At 66.1% G+C, this 19,093-nt stretch carries 16 protein-coding genes; 12 read left to right on the top strand and 4 right to left on the bottom strand.

Annotation, left to right across the window (positions count from 1 at the left end):
• Window positions 1-85: 85 nt before the first annotated feature.
• Genes ACQP1G_RS05290 through ACQP1G_RS05265 form a run of 6 tightly spaced genes read left to right on the top strand, consistent with a single transcriptional unit; the run spans window position 86 to window position 8,160 of the window.
• The gene (locus ACQP1G_RS05290) at window positions 86-1,687 is read left to right on the top strand and encodes a carboxyl transferase domain-containing protein (protein ID WP_433198909.1); all 1,602 of its coding nucleotides are present in this window, start codon (window positions 86-88) and stop codon (window positions 1,685-1,687) included.
• Between the two features lie 5 nt (window positions 1,688-1,692).
• Window positions 1,693-3,735, top strand: coding sequence for an acetyl/propionyl/methylcrotonyl-CoA carboxylase subunit alpha (locus ACQP1G_RS05285; protein WP_433198907.1), 2,043 nt, complete (start codon window positions 1,693-1,695; stop codon window positions 3,733-3,735).
• The gene (locus ACQP1G_RS05280; RefSeq protein WP_433198905.1) at window positions 3,732-4,892 is read left to right on the top strand and encodes an acyl-CoA dehydrogenase family protein; all 1,161 of its coding nucleotides are present in this window, start codon (window positions 3,732-3,734) and stop codon (window positions 4,890-4,892) included. Before ACQP1G_RS05285 ends, ACQP1G_RS05280 begins: the two co-directional genes overlap by 4 nt.
• Complete coding sequence (locus tag ACQP1G_RS05275) at window positions 4,889-5,377, top strand: MaoC family dehydratase (RefSeq protein ID WP_433198903.1); 489 nt, start codon at window positions 4,889-4,891, stop codon at window positions 5,375-5,377. Before ACQP1G_RS05280 ends, ACQP1G_RS05275 begins: the two co-directional genes overlap by 4 nt.
• Window positions 5,374-6,186, top strand: a complete 813-nt coding sequence (locus ACQP1G_RS05270; protein WP_433198901.1) for an HpcH/HpaI aldolase/citrate lyase family protein — start codon at window positions 5,374-5,376, stop codon at window positions 6,184-6,186. Before ACQP1G_RS05275 ends, ACQP1G_RS05270 begins: the two co-directional genes overlap by 4 nt.
• 33 nt (window positions 6,187-6,219) lie before the next feature.
• Window positions 6,220-8,160 carry an acetoacetate--CoA ligase gene (locus ACQP1G_RS05265; RefSeq protein WP_433198899.1) on the top strand — a complete coding sequence of 647 codons (1,941 nt, stop codon included), beginning with the start codon at window positions 6,220-6,222 and terminating at the stop codon, window positions 8,158-8,160.
• 79 nt (window positions 8,161-8,239) lie between these two features.
• Here the strand turns inward: ACQP1G_RS05265 and ACQP1G_RS05260 are convergent, their stop codons facing one another.
• Window positions 8,240-9,787, bottom strand: a complete 1,548-nt coding sequence (locus ACQP1G_RS05260) for a protein kinase domain-containing protein (protein WP_433198897.1) — start codon at window positions 9,785-9,787, stop codon at window positions 8,240-8,242.
• A 145-nt stretch (window positions 9,788-9,932) separates the two neighbouring features.
• Here ACQP1G_RS05260 and ACQP1G_RS05255 point away from each other — a divergent pair, with 145 nt between their 5' ends.
• The gene (locus tag ACQP1G_RS05255; protein ID WP_433198895.1) at window positions 9,933-11,222 is read left to right on the top strand and encodes a TetR/AcrR family transcriptional regulator; all 1,290 of its coding nucleotides are present in this window, start codon (window positions 9,933-9,935) and stop codon (window positions 11,220-11,222) included.
• A gap of 186 nt (window positions 11,223-11,408) precedes the next feature.
• Window positions 11,409-12,659, top strand: coding sequence for a TetR/AcrR family transcriptional regulator (locus ACQP1G_RS05250; RefSeq protein WP_433198893.1), 1,251 nt, complete (start codon window positions 11,409-11,411; stop codon window positions 12,657-12,659).
• A 132-nt stretch (window positions 12,660-12,791) separates the two neighbouring features.
• Here ACQP1G_RS05250 and ACQP1G_RS05245 read toward each other — a convergent pair whose 3' ends face one another.
• Window positions 12,792-13,910, bottom strand: coding sequence for a serine hydrolase domain-containing protein (locus ACQP1G_RS05245; protein ID WP_433198891.1), 1,119 nt, complete (start codon window positions 13,908-13,910; stop codon window positions 12,792-12,794).
• 211 nt (window positions 13,911-14,121) lie between these two features.
• Here ACQP1G_RS05245 and ACQP1G_RS05240 point away from each other — a divergent pair, with 211 nt between their 5' ends.
• Both ACQP1G_RS05240 and ACQP1G_RS05235 read left to right on the top strand, forming a co-directional pair.
• Entirely contained in the window at window positions 14,122-14,580 is a 459-nt protein-coding gene (locus tag ACQP1G_RS05240) for a carboxymuconolactone decarboxylase family protein (protein ID WP_433198889.1), read from the top strand.
• Window positions 14,577-14,927 (top strand): carboxymuconolactone decarboxylase family protein, encoded by a 351-nt coding sequence (locus ACQP1G_RS05235; RefSeq protein ID WP_433198887.1) that lies wholly within the window; start codon window positions 14,577-14,579, stop codon window positions 14,925-14,927. The genes ACQP1G_RS05240 and ACQP1G_RS05235 overlap by 4 nt, the downstream gene beginning before the upstream one ends.
• Here ACQP1G_RS05235 and ACQP1G_RS05230 read toward each other — a convergent pair.
• Window positions 14,924-16,084, bottom strand: coding sequence for an MFS transporter (locus ACQP1G_RS05230; protein ID WP_433198885.1), 1,161 nt, complete (start codon window positions 16,082-16,084; stop codon window positions 14,924-14,926). The two genes, ACQP1G_RS05235 and ACQP1G_RS05230, sit on opposite strands and share 4 nt — an antisense overlap.
• Window positions 16,085-16,162: 78 nt before the next feature.
• On the opposite strand from ACQP1G_RS05230, the gene ACQP1G_RS05225 reads away from it, so the two are divergent.
• Complete coding sequence (locus tag ACQP1G_RS05225; RefSeq protein WP_433198883.1) at window positions 16,163-16,906, top strand: helix-turn-helix domain-containing protein; 744 nt, start codon at window positions 16,163-16,165, stop codon at window positions 16,904-16,906.
• A 590-nt stretch (window positions 16,907-17,496) separates the two neighbouring features.
• Complete coding sequence (locus ACQP1G_RS05220) at window positions 17,497-18,795, top strand: helix-turn-helix domain-containing protein (RefSeq protein WP_433198881.1); 1,299 nt, start codon at window positions 17,497-17,499, stop codon at window positions 18,793-18,795.
• Between the two features lie 56 nt (window positions 18,796-18,851).
• On the opposite strand, the gene ACQP1G_RS05215 is transcribed toward ACQP1G_RS05220, so the two are convergent.
• On the bottom strand, window positions 18,852-19,070 hold the full coding sequence (locus ACQP1G_RS05215; protein WP_433198879.1) for an MbtH family protein: 219 nt from the start codon (window positions 19,068-19,070) through the stop codon (window positions 18,852-18,854).
• Window positions 19,071-19,093 lie beyond the last annotated feature (23 nt).

Below are 19,093 nucleotides of genomic sequence, written 5' to 3'. Positions count from 1 at the left end.
CTTTCAGCACACCTGGACATCTCGGTTAATCAACATTAACCTGAATTCCAGTTATCGGCGACTAACTGGATGGCAGGACGGCGTGATGACGGTGACCGAACAGGTCGGAGTCGACAACCGCACGGCGCATGGGGCGCTGCTCGAAGAGCTGCGCGCCCGGCTGGCCACGGCGGCGCTCGGCGGGCCCACGAAGGCGCGTGAGCGGCATGTGGCCCGCGGCAAGCTGCTGCCTCGGCAGCGGGTGGATCAGCTGCTCGATCCGGGCAGCCCGTTCCTCGAACTCTCGCCGCTGGCCGCGACCGGGATGTACGACGACGAATCCCCCGGTGCGGGGATCATCACCGGCATCGGCCGGATCTCCGGGCGCGAATGCGTGATCGTGGCCAATGACGCCACGGTCAAGGGCGGCACCTACTACCCGATGACGGTGAAGAAACATCTGCGCGCCCAGGAAGTCGCGCTGCAGAACCAGCTGCCCTGCGTATACCTCGTCGACTCCGGTGGCGCGTTCCTGCCGCGCCAGGACGAGGTATTCCCGGATCGGGAGCATTTCGGGCGCATCTTCTACAACCAGGCGACCATGAGCGCCAAGGGAATTCCGCAGATCGCCGCGGTCCTCGGCTCGTGCACCGCCGGTGGCGCCTACGTTCCGGCGATGAGCGACGAGGCGGTGATCGTGCGCAATCAGGGCACGATCTTCCTCGGCGGACCGCCGCTGGTGAAGGCGGCGACCGGTGAGGTGGTCACCGCCGAAGAGCTGGGCGGCGGCGAATTGCATTCGCGCACTTCGGGAGTGACCGATCACCTGGCCGAGGACGACCAGGACGCGCTGCGCATCGTGCGCCGCATCGTGGCCACCCTCGGCCCCCGCCCGGCGAGCCCCTGGGAGGTGACGCCGACCGTCGCGACCGCGAAGCCGGAGTCCGAGCTGTACGACGTGGTCCCGGTCGATCTGCGCACGCCCTACGACGTCCGCGAGGTCATCCATCGACTGGTCGACGGTGGTGCCAACGGTGACAGCGGATTCCACGAATTCAAGGCCGAATACGGTAAGACCCTGGTCACCGGATTCGCCCGCATTCACGGACATCCGGTCGGCATCATCGCCAATAACGGTGTGCTGTTCAGCGAATCCGCCATGAAGGGCGCACATTTCATCGAACTGTGCGATAAGCGCAAGATTCCGCTGCTGTTCCTGCAGAACATCACCGGTTTCATGGTCGGACGTGACTACGAGGCGGGCGGTATCGCCAAGCACGGCGCCAAGATGGTCACCGCGGTGGCGTGTGCGCGGGTGCCGAAGCTCACCGTGGTGATCGGCGGATCATATGGCGCGGGCAACTATTCGATGTGCGGGCGCGCGTATTCGCCGCGCTTCCTGTGGATGTGGCCCAATGCGCGCATCTCGGTGATGGGTGGCGAACAGGCCGCCTCGGTGTTGTCGACGGTGCGCGGGGATCAGCTCGACAGCAGCGGAGCGCCGTGGTCGGCCGCGGACGAGGAGGCGTTCAAGGCCCCGATTCGGGAACAGTACGAACATCAGGGCAATCCGTACTACTCGACCGCGCGGCTCTGGGACGACGGCGTCATCGACCCCGCCGACACCAGAACAGTGCTCGGACTTGCCCTTTCGGTGTGCGCGCAGGCGCCGCTCGAACCCGTTTCCTACGGCGTCTTCCGGATGTGAACCAGATGATGAACAAATCCCATCCCGTCGACTTCGACACCGTCCTCGTCGCCAACCGCGGCGAGATCGCGGTGCGGGTCATCCGCACCCTGCGCACCATGGGTATTCGCTCCGTCGCGGTCTACAGCGATGCGGACGCCGACGCCAGGCACGTGCGCGAGGCCGATACCGCGGTGCGCCTGGGCCCGGCTCCGGCCAGGGAAAGCTATCTCGATATCGACAAGGTGGTCGCCGCGGCGGTACGCACCGGAGCCAAGGCCGTGCATCCGGGCTATGGATTCCTCTCCGAGAATGCCGCTTTCGCCGCCGCGCTCGCCGGGGCGGACATTGTGTTCCTCGGACCGCCCGCGAAGGCGATCGAGATCATGGGCGACAAGATCGCGGCGAAGAACACCGTCGCCGCCTTCGATGTGCCGGTCGTCCCCGGTATCGCCCGGCCGGGACTCACCGATGCCGAATTGATCACTGCCGCAACCGATATCGGCTATCCGGTGCTGGTCAAGCCGTCGGCGGGCGGTGGAGGTAAGGGTATGCGGCTGGTCGAGGAGCCCGCGGCCCTACCCGCCGCACTGGTCAGTGCCCGGCGCGAGGCAGCGGCGGCATTCGGTGACGACACCCTGTTCCTGGAGCGGTTCGTCACCCGACCCCGGCATATCGAGGTGCAGATCCTCGCCGACCAGTTCGGCCATGTGATCCATCTCGGCGAACGCGAATGCAGTCTGCAGCGGCGGCATCAGAAGGTCATCGAAGAAGCGCCGTCGCCGCTGCTGGACGCCGCGACGCGGGCGCGTATCGGCGCTGCCGCGTGTAATACCGCGCGCAGTGTCAATTATGTCGGTGCGGGCACCGTCGAATTCATCGTCTCCGCCGACCGGCCGGACGAGTTCTTCTTCATGGAGATGAATACCCGCCTGCAGGTGGAACATCCGGTCACCGAACTGGTCACCGGAATCGATCTGGTGGAGTGCCAGGTGCGGGTCGCGGCCGGGCAGAAGCTCGCAGTGGAGCAGGACGAACTGCGAATGGTCGGGCACGCGATCGAGGCCCGGGTCTATGCCGAGGATCCCGGACGCGGCTTCCTGCCCACCGGCGGCACCGTACTCGATCTGTCGGAGCCCGAAGGCGTTGGCGTGCGGGTGGATTCCGGATTGCGCGTCGGCACCGTGGTCGGTAGCGATTACGATCCGATGCTCTCGAAGGTCATCGCGCACGCCGCCGACCGCGACGCCGCACTCGCGAAACTCGATCGGGCACTGGGCGATACCGTACTGCTCGGCGTCACCAGCAATATCGAGTTCCTGCGGTTCCTGCTGGCCGACCCGGATGTGGCCGCGGGAAAGCTCGATACCGGACTGCTGGACCGCCGTGTCGGCGACTTCCACCCCGCCGCGGTCGGGGACGACGAATTCATCGCCGCCGCTGCCTATCACTGGCTGCGGCGGTGGCCAACGGCACCGCGCGATCCGTGGGATATCCCGTCCGGGTGGCGCATCGGCACACCCGCGCCGACCACCATCAGGCTGGCCAGCGGTGACCGCACCGAACACGTTTATCTGACCGGCTCTCCCGCTGCCGCCGAAGTGCACCTCAACAGCAGCGAATCCGCCTCGCTCGCCGCCGATTTCACCGGCGATACGTCCGGAGTGCTCGTCCTGACGCTGGGCGGCCTGCGCCGGGAATATCGCGTCGCCGAATACGACGGACAGCTCTGGGTGGCCGGGCCGTCCGGTGTCTCGGTGCTGCGCGAAGTGGCCGAGGTGAATGTCCGCGGCGCTACCGAGCACATCGGCGACGCCGAGATCCGCAGTCCCATGCCGGGTTCGGTCATCGCGGTGCCGGTCGCCAACGGTGCCACCGTGGCCGCGGGCGCGCCGGTCGTCGTGGTCGAGGCCATGAAGATGGAGCACACCCTCACCGCACCGGTCGCGGGCACCGTCGAAGTCCTGGTCGAACCGGGCACCCAGGTCCGCCTGGATCAGCCGCTGGTGCGCATCGCCGCGGCCCCCACCGAAGCCGAAACCGCCGAGCGAGAAGGAACTTCCGCATGACCGAGTTTTTGTCCACCGGCACACTGCCCGAGGACTACCGCGACCTCGCACTGACGGTGCGCGATTTCGCCAAGTCGGTGGTCGCGCCGGTGGCCGCTGAACACGATGCGAACCACACCTTCCCGTACGAGGTCGTCGCTGGTATGGCCGATATGGGCCTGTTCGGCCTGCCGTTCCCGGAGGAGTACGGCGGCATGGGCGGCGACTATTTCGCGCTGTGTCTTGCGCTGGAAGAACTCGGCAAGGTGGATCAGAGCGTCGCGATCACCTTGGAGGCCGGTGTCTCGCTGGGCGCCATGCCCATCTACCGCTTCGGCAACGATAAGCAGAAGCTGGAATGGCTGCCGCAGTTGACCAGCGGCCGCAATCTCGCCGCGTTCGGGCTCACCGAACCCGGCGCGGGCAGCGATGCGGGCGGCACCAGGACCACCGCGGTCGCCGACAGCAGCGAATGGATCATCAACGGCAGCAAGCAGTTCATCACCAACTCCGGCACCGACATCACCAAACTGGTGACGGTGACCGCGGTCACGGGCCAGTCGGGCGGTAAGAAGGAGATCTCCACCATCCTCGTCCCCACCGACACCCCCGGCTTCGTGGCCGAACCCGCCTACAACAAGGTCGGCTGGAACGCCTCGGACACCCACCCGCTGAGCTTCACCGACGTCCGGGTGCCCGAGGAGAACCTGCTCGGTGAGCGCGGCCGCGGCTACGCCAACTTCCTGCGGATTCTGGACGAGGGCCGCATCGCCATCGCGGCGCTGTCGGTGGGCGCGGCCCAGGGCTGCGTCGATGAAAGCGTGCGCTACGCCAAGGAACGCGAGGCCTTCGGCCAGGCCATCGGCCGCAACCAGGCCATCGCGTTCAAGATCGCCCGGATGGAAGCGCGCGCCCACGCCGCCCGTACCGCCTACTACGACGCCGCCGCACTCATGTTGGCGGGTAAACCGTTCAAGAAGGAAGCGTCGATCGCGAAGCTGGTGGCGAGCGAGGCCGCGATGGATAACGCCCGCGACGCCACCCAGATCTTCGGTGGCTACGGCTTCATGAACGAATACGCTGTGGCCAGGCACTATCGCGACAGCAAGATCCTCGAAATCGGTGAGGGCACAACGGAGGTGCAGCTGATGCTGATCGGGCGGGAGTTGGGCCTGTGACCGAGACTGCTGGCCTGCGCCGGGTGGTGCAGCGCGGCCTGTGGTTCGACGAGTTCGAGCTCGGCATCGTCTACGAGCATCGGCCGGGCCGGACCATTACCGAGGCCGATAATGTCCTGTTCACCACGCTGACCATGAACACCCAGGCGCTGCACCTGGATGCGGCGTTCAGCGAGCAGCTGCCGCCGTTCCACCAGCGGCTGGTGAATTCGATGTTCACGCTGTCCACCCTGATCGGACTTTCGGTCGCGCAGCTGACCCAGGGCACGATCGTCGCCAACCTCGGCTTCTCCGAAATCGCCTTCCCCAAACCGCTGTTCCACGGTGACACTATGTACGCCGAGACGGTCGTCACCGACAAGCGCGAATCGAAGAGCCGTCCCGGCGAGGGCATCGTCACCTTCGCGCACACCGCGCGCAATCAGCACGGCGATATCGTGGCGACGGCCGTACGCAAGACATTGGTCCGCAAGGAGCCCACATGAGTTGGGAAATGTCCGGACCGGCCTGGCTGTTCGTGCCAGCCGATCGGCCCGAACGGTACGAAAAGGCCGCGGCGGCAGCCGATGTGGTGATCATCGACCTGGAGGACGGGGTGGCAGCGGCGGATAAGGCGGCCGCGCGCAAGGCGCTCACCGACACCCCGCTGGATCCCGAGACCACCGTGGTGCGGATCAATGCCGTCGGCACCGATGACCACGAGCTGGATCTCGTCGCGCTGGCGCGCACCGGGTATCGGCGGGTCATGCTGGCGAAAACCGAATCCGCCGAACAGATCTCCTCGCTCTCGGCTTACGAGGTGATCGCGCTGATCGAATCCCCGCTCGGTGCCGTGGCGGTCGAGCGCGCGGTGCTGGCGCGCAATGCGATCGGCGTCATGTGGGGTGCGGAGGATCTGGTCGCCGGGCTCGGCGGCAACTCCAGCAGGCATGCCGATGGCAGCTATCGCGATGTGGCACGCCATGTTCGGTCCACGTCGCTGCTCGCGGCCAAGGCGTACGGGAAGTTCGCGCTCGACTCGGTGTATTTGAACTTCCGTGATCTCGATGGGCTGCGGGCCGAATCGCTGGACGCGGTCGCGGTCGGCTTCGACGCCAAGGTGGCCATCCATCCCAGCCAGGTACCCGTCATCCGGGCGGCGTACGCGCCGTCGGCAGACGATATCGATTGGGCCCGACGGGTACTCGACGAAGTGCCGAACCATCGGGGCGTCTTCGCCTTCGACGGCCGGATGGTCGATGCCCCAGTGCTCCGGCACGCCGAGCAGATCGTACGGCGCGCGAACCACACCTGATTTCCGAAAGATATTCAGCCAGGAGGCAATGCGGTGCAACCACAATGGGTGCCGACCGAATCCGATCTCGCGGAGGCGCGCATCACCGACTTCGCCAGGTTCGTTGCGACACGCACCGGGGTGTCCGCGCCGGACTACCGGACGCTGTGGCAGTGGTCGGTCGACGATCTGCCCGGTTTCTGGCGTGCGCTGTGGGACTACTTCGAGCTGGGCCCGATCGCGGGCGATGTGCTCGCGAACGCCGAAATGCCGGGTGCGCAGTGGTTTCCGGGCACTCGGCTGAACTACGTGGATCAGGTTGTTCGACAGTTCCGCACCGATCGGCCCGCCATTGTCGCGGTAACCGAGGACGGCCCGGTGCGTGAGGTGTCCTGGAGCGAATTGATCGACAGCACCGCGGCCTTCGCGCGCACACTGCGCTCGCTCGGCGTGCGGCCGGGTGATCGGGTGGCCGGATACCTGCCGAATATTCCGGAAGCGGTGATCGCCTTCCTGGCCACCGCGAGCATCGGCGCGGTGTGGAGCGCCTGCGGGCAGGACTATTCTCCCAAGGCGGCGTTGGACCGGCTCGGCCAGCTCGAACCCACCGTACTGGTCACCGCCGACGGCTACCGCTTCGGCGGCAAGGCACACGACAAGCGTGACGATATCGCGGCGCTGCAGGCCGGACTCGATACCGTGAAGACCACCGTAGCCGTCTCCCAGCTGGGCTTGCCGGTGCCGGACGCACTGCCCTGGACCGAGGCCGCCACCAACACCGCAACCGTTGTCATCGAGACCGAGACGGTCGATTTCGACCATCCGCTGTGGATCGTATTCTCCTCCGGCACCACCGGATTGCCCAAGGGCATTGTGCACGGCCACGGCGGTGTCGTGCTGGAACACCTCAAAGCCGTTGCGCTGCAGGCCGATATCGGATCCGAGGACACCTTCTTCTGGTACACCAGCCCGAGTTGGATGATGTGGAACTTCCAGGTCGCCGGGCTGCTCGTCGGCGCGACCATCGTCTGCTATGACGGCAGTCCCACCTATCCGACCCCGGATGCGCTGTGGCATATCGCATCCCAGGTCGGCGCGACGGTGCTCGGCACCAGCCCCGGCTATGTGCTCGCCTGCATCAAGGCGGGTGCGGTACCGCGCACGGACCACGATCTCTCCGCGCTGCGGCAGGTCGGCATCACCGGTTCCTCACTGCCGCCCGCGTCGGCAGTGTGGTTGGGCGACAATGTCGGTGACCATGTCCAGGTCGCCTCGATCAGCGGCGGCACCGATGTGGTTTCCGCCTTCATCGGCGGCGCGCGCACGGTGCCGACCTGGCCAGGTGAGCTGTCCGCGCCCTATCTCGGCGTCGCGCTGGAAGCCTTCGACACCGACGGCAAGCCGGTCCGCGACGAGGTCGGCGAGCTCGTCATCACCAAGCCGATGCCGTCCATGCCGGTGCGCTTCTGGAACGATCCGGACGAAACCCGCTACCACGACGCCTATTTCGATATGTTCCCCGGCATCTGGCGGCACGGCGACTGGATCACCATCACCGATCGCGGCAGCGTCGTGGTGCACGGCCGCTCCGATTCCACCCTCAATCGCCACGGCATCCGCATGGGCAGCGCCGATATCTACCAATCCGTCGAACGGCTCCCCGAAGTCACCGAGGCACTGGTCATCGGCGCCGAACAACCCGACGGCGGCTACTGGATGCCACTGTTCGTCACCCTCACTCCCGGCACCGACCTCACCGAGGACCTGAAAACCCGTATCAACAGCACCATCCGCACCGAGGTCTCCCCCCGCCACGTCCCCGACGAGATCATCGTCGCTCCCGGTATCCCGCACACCCGCACCGGCAAGAAACTCGAGGTCCCGATCAAAAAGCTCTTCCAAGGCGCCGACCCGACCCGCGTGGTCGAACGCAGCGCCGTCGACAACCCGGACCTCCTCGACTGGTACGCCGCCATCCGCCCGCAGTCCGGATAGTCTTCGCACGCCAGGATCAGGGCAAACGCCTGCTCGACGCCGGGCTGTCGACGATCCGATCGGTGGTGCGGTCCGGCGGTTAAGGGCGGCGACCCGATCGCGGTCCCTCGGCCAGCCATCGCCTGGTCGGGCGGCTGAGCGCACCGACCACAACGGCGATCGCGGGGAGCAGCGTGATCAGACAGAGCGTGCGGATCGGGTAGGGTTCGGGATCTCCCTCGGCGACGGCTATCGGCGTGAGCAGCAGAAGCAGGCCCGACGCAGTCGCCACCAGGATGCGGCCGATCGGCATTCTGGCGAATATCTGACCGGATCCGAGCAGCAGCATCGAGCCGATGACGGCCGAGGCGAGCATTCCGGCGATGATGGTTCTGGTCATGCCCGTGTACAACGACGTATCCGCGTAGGTTTGCCCGAAGTCGCTGGTGTGCAGGGACTTCAGCGAGATGACGGATCCGAGTGCCACGAAGACGACCCACAGTCCGAGCAGGAGCGCGAGAATCGCGGTGGTGCGAGCGAATCCAGCCGTGGGTGACCTGGGGACGGCGATCGGCCGCCAGGCAGGGTTGGGCGGCGGTTGCGCAATCCGGCCCGCCTGCGCGGTGACCGGCCACGTCGGCATCGACTGTACTGGATTCGAGTGCCGCGGAACCGACGGCGCTGAGCTCGAGCCTCGCGGAATCGACGGCGCGGGAACAGCGTTCGGCTGTCTCGGATTCGACTGCGAGGACCTCGATTCCGCCGGACCGAGGTACGGATTCGACAGACCGGGCATATTCCGCACGGGCGGGCTCGGAGCCGCAAACGCAGCCGCGGCGGCCGTCGCGAACTCCGTACAACTTGCGAACCGCTCCTCGCGCTGTTTGGCCATCCCGCGCGCGATAACCTCGTCCAATCGCCGAGGCAGCTCGGGACGGCTGGCGCTGAGGCGGGGCACGGGCTCGCTGAGATGCCCGACGATGACCTGCCCCGGATTGGACGCCAGATAGGGCGTACGACCGGCCAGCAATGCGAAAAGCGTGCAGGCGAGGGAATATTGGTCGGTGCGGTGATCGAGCGGCAGACCCGACAGATGTTCCGGCGACGCGAAAGCCAGCGTGGCCGTCAACTTGCCGGTGGCCGTCAGCTGGGTATTCGAATCGATCAGGCGGGCAATGCCGAAGTCGGTGAGGACCGCCCGCGCCTCGCGGCCGACCTCGGCCGCGGCGAGCAGGATATTGGCGGGCTTGATATCGCGGTGCAGCACCCCCTGGCTATGCGCATAGTCCAGCGCCGCAGCGGTTTCGGTGACGATCCGCACAGCCCGCTCCGGCGGAATCCGGTGTGCCTGCGCCGCGTCGGTGCCGCGAATGTACTGCATGGAGATCCACAGGTGCCCATCGTGGTCACCACGGTCGTGGATGCCGACGATGCCGGGATGGTCCAGTCGCGCAACGACATTCGCTTCCTGGTCGAAGCGTCTGCGCAGTTCCTGATCCGCGGAGAACTCCCGGTCGAGTACTTTGAGCGCAACTCGGCGCGGCAGCCGCGGATGTCTGGCCAGATACACCGTGCCCATTCCGCCCCGCCCGAGCACTCCCTCCACCACATGGCCCGCGAACGGCTCGTTCACCGCGAGCTGAGCCACATTTCCCCTTCGATCGAGCACTGTCCTCTCGGACGGAGCATATCCCGCTCGCGGCCGCCCCGAAATAGGGGCCGACGCCCCCACCAGGGAAAATCAGGCATACCTCGGCACATCGCGAGCCGACATGGTCGTTACGATGTCGGGCATGGGTGTCGACAACCGCCGTACGGCGCACAAGGCAGTCAGCGGCGACTCGGCACCGCGGGAGGTTCGGCGTAGGCCGAAGAATCGGCGGGCCCAGATCGCGGCGGCCTCGGCGGCAGCGTTCGGTGCGCTCGGCTATCACGGTGTCAGCATGGATGACATCGCATCCGGGCTCGGGATCAGCTCGGCGGCGCTGTACCGGCACTATCCGAGCAAGTACGCGCTGTTCCGGGAGGAATTGCTGCGGGTCGGCCGGGCCATGACGGAATCGGTCGAGTTGCCGGAAGAGGCGGCGGGCCGGGGGCTGGCAGCCGACGAAGCCGGCGGGGTGGGTAAACCCTGGTCGCCGGAGCGGCGGCTGCGCCATGTGCTCGACGCGCTCATCGCCGTCACCATCGAGAATCGGCCCACCATCACCCTGGTGCGCTGGGAGGGCCGCTATCTCGAGCCGGAGGATCTCGCGGTTCTCACCGAGCAGCAGCTCACCGTCGTCGGCGCGATCGGCGCGCAACTGGCCGCGCTGCGACCGGAACTCGCGGAGAACGACCTTCGGGTATTGCGCGCCGCGGTGCTCAGCGCGATCACCAGCATCGCCGATCACCATGCCAGCTTGCCCGCGAAATCCCTTGCCCGGCTGTTGAGTTCGGCCTGCATGGCACTCGTACCCGCTGAGCTGCCCGCAGTGGGGACCGATACCGAACTGCCGGTGGCCCCGGAGATTCCGGAGTCGTTCAAACATGAGCTGTTGCTGCGCAAGGCCGTCGAACTCTTCCACGATCGCGGCTACCCGAATGTCAGTGTCGAGGAGATCGCCACTGCCGCAGGGCTTTCCGCGGCATCCGCGGTATACCGGTTCTATCGCGGCAAGAGCGATCTGCTCGCCGCCGCGTTCCGCCGGGCCGCGGATCGGGTCTCCGGCGCGATAGGCCCGGCGGTGGCGGCCGCCGCCGACTCCGAAGAGGCGCTGACCACACTGATCGAGCAGTACGTCGAGGGCTCGTTCACCGAACGCGCGCTGACCTTCGTGTATTACACGGAGTTCCAACACGTTCCGACCGACGAGCGCACGGTGCTGCGAAATATCCAGCGGCTCAGCGTCGAAGAGTGGGCGCGGCTGCTGCGCGATGTCCGACCGGAGCTCTCGCCCGCCGAGGCCCGATTCCTCATCCACGCGGGGTTCGCGTCGGTGGTCGATCTCGGGCGAACCTTCGGTGCCGAACCGATCGCCTCCCCGGCCCGGGTTCGGTTGCTCATGCAGCTCGTCCTGTTCGGTCGCCCGGCCCGCTCGTAGTCCGCACCACGCTGTGGTGCAGAGCCTCGTCGACGCTCGATATGTTACCCAGCATTCCCGTCCGCTCGCGCACAATATGAGGACGTGAAAACCTAGTTCTAGATTTCTTTGTGATCTTCGATTCAATTCGATTTCAGCACTGGGAAGACACATCTAACAAGCGTCCGATTGGGCTAACATCGCGGGATGGATGCCGAGGATCGTCGCGTAGCGGGGGACGCGACCGCAGGCCGCGCCACACCGTCGCGTGCGGTACGCCGTCGACCACGCGATCGCCGGGCGCAGATCGCCGCCGCCTCGGCAGAGGCCTTCGGATCGTTCGGCTACCACGGTGTGAGCATGGAGGACATCGCCTCGCGCCTCGATATCAGCTCCACCGCGCTCTACCGGCACTATCCGAGCAAGTACGCGCTGTTCCGGGAGGAGGCGCTGCGGCTGGCCGCGCTGAGCACCGAGGCCGTACACCTGCCCGAGCAACTGCACGACCGACCCCCCGTCGAACGCCTCGACCATATCCTCGATGCCCTGATCGCGGCCTCCATCGCGAACCGCCGTAGCGCCGCGCTACTGCGCTGGCAGAACCGCTACCTCGACGGTGCCGACCGCCAGATCCTCATCGACCATCTGGTGGCCACCGATACGGCGGCCCGCAACCTGCTGGCCGAGACCCGGCCGGAGCTGCCCGGCGGGGATCGGGCGGTGGTCTCGGCCGCCGCAATGAGCGTGATCGGCAGCATCTCCGACCATCACGTCGCGGTTCCGGTACGCACACTTACCGCCCTGCTGCGCTCGGCCTGCGACGCGGTCATCGCATGCGAACTGCCCGCCCCCGGCGATGAAACCGAATCCCCTGGGGCGAAAGAGGTTCCGCTCACCTTCAAACATGAGCTGTTATTGGTGCGGGCCATCGAACTGTTCCATGAGCACGGGTATCCCCATGTGAGCGTGGAGGATATCGCCAATGCGGCCGGCCTGCCCGCCTCCTCGGCGGTGTACCGCTTCTACCGCAGCAAGGGCGATCTCCTCGCGGCGGCGTTTCGCCGTGCGGCGGACCGGGTTTCGGCGGCGATCGGCCCCGCCATCGCGGCATCGGACAGTCCGGAGCAGGCGCTGGGAACCCTCATCGAGTTGTATGTGCAGGGCTCGTTCGCCGAGCGCGCGCTGACCTTCGTCTATTACGCGGAAATCAGCAATGTGCCGCCCGAGGATCGCACTGTGCTGCGAAATATCCAGCGGCTCAATGTCGAAGAGTGGGCCAAGCTGCTCATCGGGGTCCGGCCGGAGCTTTCCCCGGCCGAGGCGCGGGTGCTCGTCCATGCGGCCCTGGCCCTGGTGGTCGACCTCGGTCAGTGGCTCGGGCCCGATAATCCGCTGTGCTCGCGGCAGCGGGTCACGCACCTGATGCGGGTCATCCTGTTCGGTCGCCCCGCGCACTAGGTCAGGACCGCGGGGCTGCGGCGAGCGGCGAGTTGACCTTGTTGACCAGCCAGCGTCCGTCCACCTTCTCCAGCCGCATCACCTTCACGCGCGATACCGTCCGCCACGCTCAGATGCTGCCATTGATTCCCGTCACGGACACAGCGCGTGCGCCAACATGTCCGTCACATCGGGCATGGATTTCGGCTCCTTGGTGAACGCATAGGTCACCGCCCGGCCATCGGGTGTCGCACCGGAGACCGTGACGAATCCGTAGATGCCACCCGTATGCCCGACGTACTCGACACCGCAGGACAAGTGCGTGGATCCGACCCCGAGCCCGTAGTTCATATCCATCTGTCCCATCGGCACACCGGTCCGCATTTCCTGCAACTCGGCCGCGGGCACGACCCGCCCCGCCAGCAATGCCTGATAGAAGCGATTCAAATCGTTGCCGGTGGAGACCATCGCGCCCGCACCCCACGGCACCGACGGCTCGATGCGCGACACATCCGTGACCACACCATCGATATCGGCATAGCCCTTGGGATGTGGGCCACGGATATCGAGCTCGCCGGGCGCCGGAAGATAGGTGTCGTCGAGCCCCAACGGTTTCAAGATGCGACGGTTCAGCTCGTCGACCAATGGCGATCCGGTGACCCGTTCGACGAGCACACCCGCCACGATGTAGTTGGAGTTGCTGTACTCGAACCGCTCACCCGGCGCGAAATCCGCTGGCCTGCTGAGGATGATGGCGATCTCCTGCGCGGGCGTCAGGATCCGCCCTTGCAGCGCAGCCCGATACTCATCGATCACCGGGTCATCGGTGAGCTCCGGCAACCCGCTTTGGTGACGCAGGATCTGGCGCACGGTGATCACCCGCCCATCGATCCCCGCCCCGCGCAGCAGCCCCGGCAGATACGTGTCCACCGGTTCATCGAGCCGAATCTTTCCCTCCGCCACCAACTGCAGGACAACCGCACTGGTGAACGTCTTGCTGATACTGCCGATCCGCACCTGCTGCGGCGGCTCGGCCGGAATCGGCGCACGGGTGTCGCGGTCGGCAACACCGCTGGTGAGCGTCACTGTCTTCCCGTTCTCGGTAAGCGTCGCGATCATCCCGGTGACCCCGGACTCCACCATCCGATCGATATCGCCCTGAACCGCCCGAATCCTGTTGTCCGACACCACTACTGGCCCATCCGAAGCGTTCGCACATCCCGCGAGGAGGGCAACGACACCGACGGCCATACCTATCGTCACAAGGCGCATACCTGAACGCTATGAACCTCCGCCGCACCGCGCATCAGGGTCCGACCCCGAAATTTCCCCTAGTACCAGCGGGTGATACCGCGCCGGTTTGTCACTACATCAGCGTTGCAGACCGACCGAGGCGCGGCATCGGGATCTGGGCGGTGACGCACTCGGCCCAACGCAATCGCCATTTGCGTTGGAGCACACTCCAGCTTTTAGAGTTCGGCACATGACGAACACACAGCCCGGTACCAGCAATGATCGTTTCGAGCGCGGCTTGGCTCTGCTTCAGCAGGTCAGTGGGAAAGAGCGGCCCGCGGTGCTGGACACCCTCGCGGATATCGCTCCTGACCTGGGGCGGTTGACCGTCGAGTTCGGGTATGGCGATGTGCTGTCGCGGCCGGGACTGACATTGCGGCAGCGGCAGCTGGCCACGGTGGCGGCGCTCGCGGCGATGGGAAATGCCGCGCCGCAGTTGCGGTTCCACATCGACGGGGCGCTGAATGTGGGGTGCACACGGGAGGAGATCGTGGAGACACTCATCCACGTCAGCGTGTATGCGGGGTTCCCCGCCGCGCTGAACGGACTCGGGGCCGCACGTGAAGTGTTCAGTGCCCGTACCGATCTCCCGGTTGCGGCCGAGCCGGCACCGGCCCGACCGGCGACCGGTTCGAGCGCGGGAGTGTGAAGATCGCCGAGATCGATGGACATGCGGGTGAGCAGGTCATCGATTCGCTGCGCGATATCGCGCCGGATCTCGGCCGATACATCATCGAATACAGCTTCGGCGATATCTATTCGCGGCCCGGGCTCGACCTGAAGACGCGCGAGATGGTCACGGTCGCGATGTGCACCGCGCTCGGGACGGTCGCACCGCAACTCGGCGTGCACATCCACGGGCTGCTGAATGTCGGCGGCACCGAGACCGAGGTCGTCGAAATCATCACGCAGATGGTCGGTTACGCGGGATTCCCGGCCGCGCTGAACGGAATTGCCGTGGCGCGTGCCGTCTTCGCGGAACGCACCGGCGACTAGACAGCGGGTTCGGGCAGCAGCGCGGCCAATGCGATCGCGATGACGGGGATGAAACACAGTGTGGTGAGGACGGCTTGGGGGCCGTGCCGGTCGGCGATGGCCCCGAGCACCGGTACGAACAGGCCGCCCGCGCTCACCGCGAGCCCCAATGTCACGCCCGCCGCGGTTCCCGGGCGAGACGGCAGGTAGTCCTGTCCGAGTTTGACGAATACCGCGAACGGCATGTTCACGGCCACGCCGACGAGGACGGCGGCGGCCAATCCCAGTTCGGGATACGGGCACACGCGCAGCAGCACCAGCGCCGGAATCGCCGCGGCACTGCCGATCTGGATGGTGCGCAGCATTCCGACACGGTCGGCGACGCGACCACCGACCACTGTGCCCGCGACACCACCGACCAGGAAGGCAGCCAAGGCGACTCCCCCGAGGGCCCGCGCGGAGCCGAGCTGATTGATCCAGTACAGCGCGATGAAGGTGTTGATGCCGGAGTACATGGCCGATCGAACGACCTCGACCGCGGTCAGCAAGAAGAACGGAATCCAGCGGTCGGGTCCATCGAGTCGCCTCGACGCCACGGCATTTCGAATGTGCCGCTGTTGATGCCGCCACAGCACGAACCCCATCAGCACCGCGGGCGGGATGAACAGCGCGGTGGCGCCGACACCGAACGACACCAGCGCCGGTGTCGCCAGCGCGGGCGCGAGAAAGAACCCGACACTGCCGCCCGCCGCGAATAGGCTCATGGCCTTCGCACTATCGTCGGCGGCCGCGCGCGCGTCGCGTCCGGCCGCCGGATGGAATGCCGCTACCCCGAGCCCCGACAACAGCAGCAAGGCCCACACCAGCGGATAGGTCGGCGCCAGTCCGGCAAGCCCGGCCCCTACTCCGGCGAGCGCCAATCCGGCCGGAGCCAGCCACAATAGCCGCCACCGGTCGGCGATCACACCCAGGATCGGTTGTGGCAGTGCGCTTCCCAGGGTCGCGGCCAACGCGAGTCCGGAGGCCGCGACATAGCTGTAGTCCCGCTCCAGCACGAAGAACGGAATGCTCGCGGGCACCAGGCCCTGATAGAAGTCGTCGACCATATGCGCGAGGGCCCAGTGCCGCATCCGTTGCCAGTCGGATACGGCCCGGACGGCCTCGACTGCCTCCACCATGTCCGACCTCCTCATTTCCTCGTCCGCAGTCAGCGTAGGAACGAGCAACGCGGCAGACTTCCGATAAAGTGCCAAAATATGTCGCTGATCAGCCAAAGTCTCGGAGCGCCGACGGCGACCGGCGATCTGCCCGGCGGATCGCAGATCGATCGGCATCGGCATATCGAGCACCAGATCGTGTACCCGAGCGCGGGAGTCGCCGAGGTCCGCACCGACGCGGGCTGCTGGATCGCGCCCGCGGACCGGGCCATCTGGATCCCGGCGGGATGCCGGCACGAGCACCGCTTCTATGGCCCGACCCGATTCCATTGCGTCGCTTTCGAACCCGACCGGACCGAACCGCGGCGCGATGCCGTGGTCATAGCGGTGAACCCGCTGTTGCGCGAACTGATCATCGCGTGCTCGGCCCCTGATGATCTCCCCACCGACGAACTCGACCGCCTGCGACAGGTCCTGCTCGACCGGATCGGCCGCAGCTCCGAACAACCACTGCGTCTGCCCGCCGCACAGGACGAACGACTCCGCCGCGCCTGCGCGTTGGTGCAGCGCGATCTCACCGAGGTCTGGACGCTGACCGAACTCGGCCGACAGGTGGGCGCGAGTGAACGAACCCTTGCCCGGCTGTTCCGCACCGAACTCGCCATGACCTACCCCCAATGGCGAACTCAGCTTCGCCTGCACCGCGCGATGCAACTACTGGCCGAATCGCTTCCGGTCACCACCGTTGCCCAGCGCTGCGGCTGGGCGAGCACCAGCGCATTCATCGACGTCTACCGCCGCGCACTCGGCCACACACCGGGCGCTTACCACCGACGCCACTAACTCGCTCGGCCCCAAGGTCTTTGCCGACCGCCTGGACCGAACCCGGTGTGGCGCTCGATCAACGAACGCCGCACCGAGACCCCTCATCAGGGCATCGGCTACTTGTCGGCGGTGCGCCGGAAGCAGTGCGCGGAGGCGGCCAGGTACTGGCGACAGCGGGCGCCGTGACCGGCGTGAACGGACAGGATGAATCGGGCTCGGTCATAGCTGAGACCCACGGGTTCTTGACTGCAGTCTCGGCTTTGCACCAGCCACAATTCGCGGATATCCGAATGCAAAACGTCCATTGTTCACCTCCACGAAAGATAAGTGCACCCGGCACCGGTGGTGCCGCCGGAACCCGCCGTCGACGCTGTTGGATCGGAGCAACGTCGGGACCGTGCGTCGGGTTCTGGAGAGCTTGCGCCCCCGAAAGGGTTTGGGGCACAACCCGGTGCCGGGTACCGCTTCAGCGTGCACGTTGCGATTCGGTCTATAACAGAGCCGAATGTGGTAAATGCGAGTAATTTCCGATTGAATCAGCCTGGTACGAGGAAGCGGGACCTATGGTTGAGGTCGACTGGACCGGCGAAGACGTACACGCTCTTCGCGTGGCGATGAAGCGAAGTCGCTATGAGTTCGCACGCTTGGTGGGCGTAACCCCGCGCACCGTGATCTTGTGGGAGAACGGCCGGACAACCCGGATGCATGCCGCAAGCCGACGTTTGCTCGATCGAGTGCTATCGGAGGCCGATTCGGTCGTCATCGCGCGGTTCGAGCGCGCGATCGAGACGGGCCCCGTGATGGCCCACGACACCGAAAATATGAGCGTGGCGCTCGATCGGACACAGCTCGGTAGGGACATCGGGCTCGACAAGGAAGTCGAGGATGACGACGTGAGAAGGCGATTACTGCTGGCCTGCATCGGCGCGGGCCTGGCGGGACAGGCGGCCGATATGGTCGCCGGTGAACCGGAGAAAATGCTCGCCACCCTGGACGCCGGGTCGATGAGCGAGCGGCGGCTGGGATTTTTCGAGCAATCCGCCGAAGCCCTCGGCACCCGAGTGGTGCAGGTGCCGCCGCATGAATTGCTGCACCTCACGCTGGACCAGTTTCGCGCGGTCCGTGGCTGCCTCGCGGAACGACAGGCCACGCACCATCAAATCCGACTGGTCCGTACGGCGGGCCGCCTGGCGAATGTCGTCGGCGAAATTCTGTTCAATGAAGGTCATTTCGGTCAGGCGCGATTGTGGTACACCACCGCAATTCACGCCGCCCAGGACATCGGCGACCGCTATTCCGAGGACATCGCCCTCGCCGGATTGGCGTATTTACCGACCTACAGCGATAAACCGAAGGAAGTTTTGAACCTGCTCGGCCCGCGTCTCGAAGAAAATCCGGGCCATGGTCCGGCGGCGGCCTGGCTGTGGGGAATGGCGGCCCGCGCGCACGCCAGTCTCGATAATTTCGACGGCTTCGCCCGCTGTATCGCAAGATCGGAGCAGGCGATGGAAAATGTTCCCGCGGATCAACTCTCGATCGGCATCTTTTCCTTCCGGCCGGAGAAGCTGGCCTTCTATCGAGCCATCGGCTACTCCCGCTTGGGCCGCACCGAGGAAACCGCACGGGCCGCCGCGCGAGCTATCGAACTGTACGACCCCATTGAGACGATGGAGCCCGCGCTGGTCCGGTTCGAACACGCCACCGCCCTGCTCGGCTCGGGCGAGGTGGACGAGGCCTGTTCGGTGGCCACGCGCGCGATCACCAACGGCCACACCTACGTCGGCCTCACCGTCACCAAGCGCGCCAAGCAATTCGACGCCGCACTGTCCACCTTCCAGGGCCGGGCCGTCGCCGATTGGCGGCAGCAGGCGCGGATGGTCATCGCCTCCCCACGCACCCGAGCCTGAGGGGCGGGGTGCACCGGTCGGCAGGGGGGATGTGAGGACCGGCGCACCCCGCCTATTCAGTTGGCTTCGGACCCCATGGCGGCGATCAGGGAATTGGGACGCATATCCAGCCAATGGGATTCGACATAGTCGAGGCAGGAGTGGCGGGCGGCCGCACCGTAGGCGATGGTCCAGCCGCCGGGAACGGCGGCGAAGATCGGCCACAGCGAATGCTCGCCCTCATCGTTGATCAGCACATAGAACTGGGCGTTGTCGTCGTCGAACGGGTTGGTCATCTGAATTGGCCTTCCTGGTAGGG

This window comes from Nocardia sp. CA-107356, from assembly GCF_050946365.1.
Lineage (GTDB): Bacteria > Actinomycetota > Actinomycetes > Mycobacteriales > Mycobacteriaceae > Nocardia.
The sequence above is the reverse complement of the archived record's forward strand: the minus strand, read 5'-3'. Positions and strand labels throughout refer to the sequence as shown.

Excerpts from the sequence above, each read along its gene's own strand:
- ACQP1G_RS05290 (WP_433198909.1), top strand. The coding sequence starts at position 86 with ATGACGGTGACCGAACAGGTCGGAGTCGACAACCGCACGGCGCATGGG.
- ACQP1G_RS05285 (WP_433198907.1), top strand. The coding sequence starts at position 1,693 with ATGATGAACAAATCCCATCCCGTCGACTTCGACACCGTCCTCGTCGCC.
- ACQP1G_RS05280 (WP_433198905.1), top strand. The coding sequence starts at position 3,732 with ATGACCGAGTTTTTGTCCACCGGCACACTGCCCGAGGACTACCGCGAC.
- ACQP1G_RS05270 (WP_433198901.1), top strand. The coding sequence starts at position 5,374 with ATGAGTTGGGAAATGTCCGGACCGGCCTGGCTGTTCGTGCCAGCCGAT.
- ACQP1G_RS05255 (WP_433198895.1), top strand. The coding sequence starts at position 9,933 with ATGGGTGTCGACAACCGCCGTACGGCGCACAAGGCAGTCAGCGGCGAC.
- ACQP1G_RS05250 (WP_433198893.1), top strand. The coding sequence starts at position 11,409 with ATGGATGCCGAGGATCGTCGCGTAGCGGGGGACGCGACCGCAGGCCGC.
- ACQP1G_RS05245 (WP_433198891.1), bottom strand. The coding sequence starts at position 13,910 with ATGCGCCTTGTGACGATAGGTATGGCCGTCGGTGTCGTTGCCCTCCTC.
- ACQP1G_RS05240 (WP_433198889.1), top strand. The coding sequence starts at position 14,122 with ATGACGAACACACAGCCCGGTACCAGCAATGATCGTTTCGAGCGCGGC.
- ACQP1G_RS05230 (WP_433198885.1), bottom strand. The coding sequence starts at position 16,084 with ATGGTGGAGGCAGTCGAGGCCGTCCGGGCCGTATCCGACTGGCAACGG.
- ACQP1G_RS05225 (WP_433198883.1), top strand. The coding sequence starts at position 16,163 with ATGTCGCTGATCAGCCAAAGTCTCGGAGCGCCGACGGCGACCGGCGAT.
- ACQP1G_RS05215 (WP_433198879.1), bottom strand. The coding sequence starts at position 19,070 with ATGACCAACCCGTTCGACGACGACAACGCCCAGTTCTATGTGCTGATC.